Here is a 2571-nt window from a genome sequence, read left to right on the forward strand (position 1 = left end):
TTGGCGATCGCGGCGCACAGCGTCCCGGCGACCGCCTCCCCGACGACGTCGGGCACCTGCGAACCACCGGGTCCGTCGAAGTGGGCGGCACCGCCGGCGAGGGCGGGGAAGTGCTTGCGGATCGTGGTCACGTCGTAGGTCACGGCGCCAGCATGCCCACCGGCGCCGTCGACCTCAAGATCTCCGCAGGGGCGCGGCGGCCGTGGCGGGCACCTGCGGCGGCGCGGGCACCGGCCGCCGGACCGGGGCCGGCGTCTTCAAGTGCCGGCGCAGCTTCTGCGTCGGCTTTTCCACGTAGTTCCACGACAGCTGCCCGACCAGGTACGCCGACGGGACGGCCAGCAGGATCAGCAGCCACACCTGCCGCACCCCGGCGAGGATGAACAGCTGCTGGATCGGGAAGCCCCAGATGTACGTGCCGTAGCTGCCGTAGACCCACGGACCAGCGACCTCGAGCTTCCGCGGCCAGTGCATCGCGAGCGTGATCGCGCCGTACGCCGCGCTGAGCGCCAGCAGGTACCGGCTCGCGGGCGTCTGGCTCAGCGCCAGGTAGACGCCGAACAGCACGAGCGCGACCCACGGCTTGAGCGGGATCCGGTCGCGGTAGGCGTGCAGCACCATCCCGATCACGAACGGCACCAGGAACGACACCGTCGAGCCGATCGGGACGACCAGCAGCGAGCCGCCGAGGCCGTGCTGCTCGAACGTCGCGTGCAGCATCGTGTCGGTGTAGACCATGCCGCCGAGGACGAGGAACAGGACCAGCCGCGGCAGGCCGATCAGCACGGCGACGCCGACGACGAGGACGAGCGCGTAGCCGAGCAGCTCCATCGGCAGCGTCCAGATCGCGCCGTTGACCGAGAACGGGTACGGGTTGTCCGCGAACACGCCGGGCAGGTCGTGCTGCATGTAGAAGAGGACCGTCGTGCCGACCAGGTAGCGCCACGTCTGGATGTGCGTCCAGTAGTCGTGCGCGGGCCACGTCGTGACCAGCGGGCCGATCACGAAGACGGTCACCAGCAGCACCACGACCAGCGGCGGCATGATCCGCAGCAGCCGCCGCGCGGAGAACCGCCACCACGACGGGTCGCGCGCCCAGCTGTCCTGGATCTGGTAGCCGCTCATCGCGAAGAACCCCATCAGCGCGATGTACCCCGGCGACATGTGCCAGGACGCCGGGAAGATCGTCAGCCGCTGCGGGTGCAGCAGCGGCATGCTGTGGTCGACGATGACCGTGATCGCGCCGATCATCCTCAGCCACGCGAAACCGACGTTGGGATTGGCGTGAATTTTTGGCGAGCTCGGCACGGGGGCAGATGCTAACCCATCCAGTCGCGCCCCTTGCCCCGAACGGGGGAGAAACTCACCGGCCGCGGTTGCGCGGGTGCTCGCGGGCGCGCCGTTCGTTGCCGTGCTTGTAGTTACCGGTGACGCGGGCCATCAGCAGCTGCGGGTCGTCGCCGCGGGCGACCGTGGCCAGGAACCGCGCGGCGGCGGCCCCACGGAGGGTGCCCGCGGGACGGCCGTGGTGCGTGATCGTCACGGTGCCGTGCTCGTCGACGCGGTGCGCGAAGCCGTCCGGGGTCCCCATCGGCTCAGGGTGGCACGCGGGGCAACCGGTTTTCCCCGGGTCCGGTCCGGGGGATACCCGGATGGCGCGCGCACCACGGACCGACAGAATGCGAGGGATGCGGGGGAAACACGTACTGGCCGGCGCGCAGGTCCTCGTCCTGGCCGCGCTGCTGGTCTCGTACAACGACGGGCGGTTCCGGTTCCCGGCCTACCGCGTCGACCTGGACGTCTACCGGCTCGGGTCGGCCGCGCTGCTGCACGGCCAGGACCTCTACGGCACGCTCCCACCCACCGGCGACGGCCAGCTGCTGCTGTTCACCTACCCGCCGTTCGCGGCGATCCTGCTGGCCCCGTTCGCGGTCCTGCCGTACTGGGCCGCCTGCCTCGCCCTCACCCTGCTGACGCTCGGCGTGCTGGCACTGGTCCTGAGGACCGTCCTCCGCACGCTCGGGAAGAGGTGCGACTGGTGGCGGGTGGCCGCGTTGCTGCTCGCCGCCGAGGTGCTGGAGCCGGTGCTGCGGACGCTGTACGCGGGCCAGATCGACCTGCTGCTGCTCGCGTTCGTCGCGCTCGACGTCCTGGTGGCCGCGCCGAAGTGGCCGCGCGGGCTGCTGATCGGGATCGCCGCCGCGATCAAGCTGACGCCGGCGGTGTTCCTGCTCTACTTCCTGCTCCGCCGCGACACGCGGGCCGCGGTGACCGCCGTCGTGACGTTCGTGGCCGCGACGGCGCTGGGGTTCCTGCTGGCCGGTGCGGACTCGGTGCGGTACTGGACCGGCGCGCTGTGGGACACCGGCCGCGTCGGGGAGCCGACCTACGCCGGTGACCAGTCGCTGCTCGGGCTGCTCGCCCGGGCGGGAGTGCCGGCCGACGCCCGGACGGCGTGGTGGCTGCCCCTGGTGGCGGTCGTGCTCGTGCTGACCGCGCTGGGCGTGCGGCGGGCGCTGGCCGCGGGGGAGCCGGTGCTCGCGCTCGGGCTCAACGCCGTCGGCGGGCTGC

3 protein-coding genes and 1 pseudogene are annotated in these 2571 nt (G+C 71.9%); 1 reads left to right on the forward strand and 3 read right to left on the reverse strand.

All coding sequences use genetic code 11. The annotated features are described in order from the left end of the window. From G3I65_RS57125 to G3I65_RS08710, 3 genes and pseudogenes are all read right to left on the reverse strand, one after another. Positions 1-143 (reverse strand): annotated as a pseudogene (locus G3I65_RS57125) (cysteine desulfurase-like protein); the annotation flags it as partial. Positions 144-174: 31 nt separating this feature from the next. Further along, on the reverse strand, positions 175-1308 hold the full coding sequence (locus tag G3I65_RS08705) for an acyltransferase (RefSeq protein WP_309235338.1): 1134 nt from the start codon (positions 1306-1308) through the stop codon (positions 175-177). A gap of 55 nt (positions 1309-1363) precedes the next feature. Further along, complete coding sequence (locus tag G3I65_RS08710; protein ID WP_160695638.1) at positions 1364-1591, reverse strand: hypothetical protein; 228 nt, start codon at positions 1589-1591, stop codon at positions 1364-1366. Between the two features lie 97 nt (positions 1592-1688). Here G3I65_RS08710 and G3I65_RS08715 point away from each other — a divergent pair. After that, on the forward strand, positions 1689-2571 hold an 883-nt coding region (locus tag G3I65_RS08715; protein ID WP_239070830.1), incomplete at its 3' end, for a glycosyltransferase 87 family protein.

The organism is Amycolatopsis sp. SID8362 (assembly GCF_010550475.1).
Classification (GTDB): domain Bacteria; phylum Actinomycetota; class Actinomycetes; order Mycobacteriales; family Pseudonocardiaceae; genus Amycolatopsis; species Amycolatopsis eburnea.

Coding starts and splice junctions, on each gene's coding strand:
- G3I65_RS08710 (WP_160695638.1), bottom strand. CDS start 1,591: ATGGGGACCCCGGACGGCTTCGCGCACCGCGTCGACGAGCACGGCACC.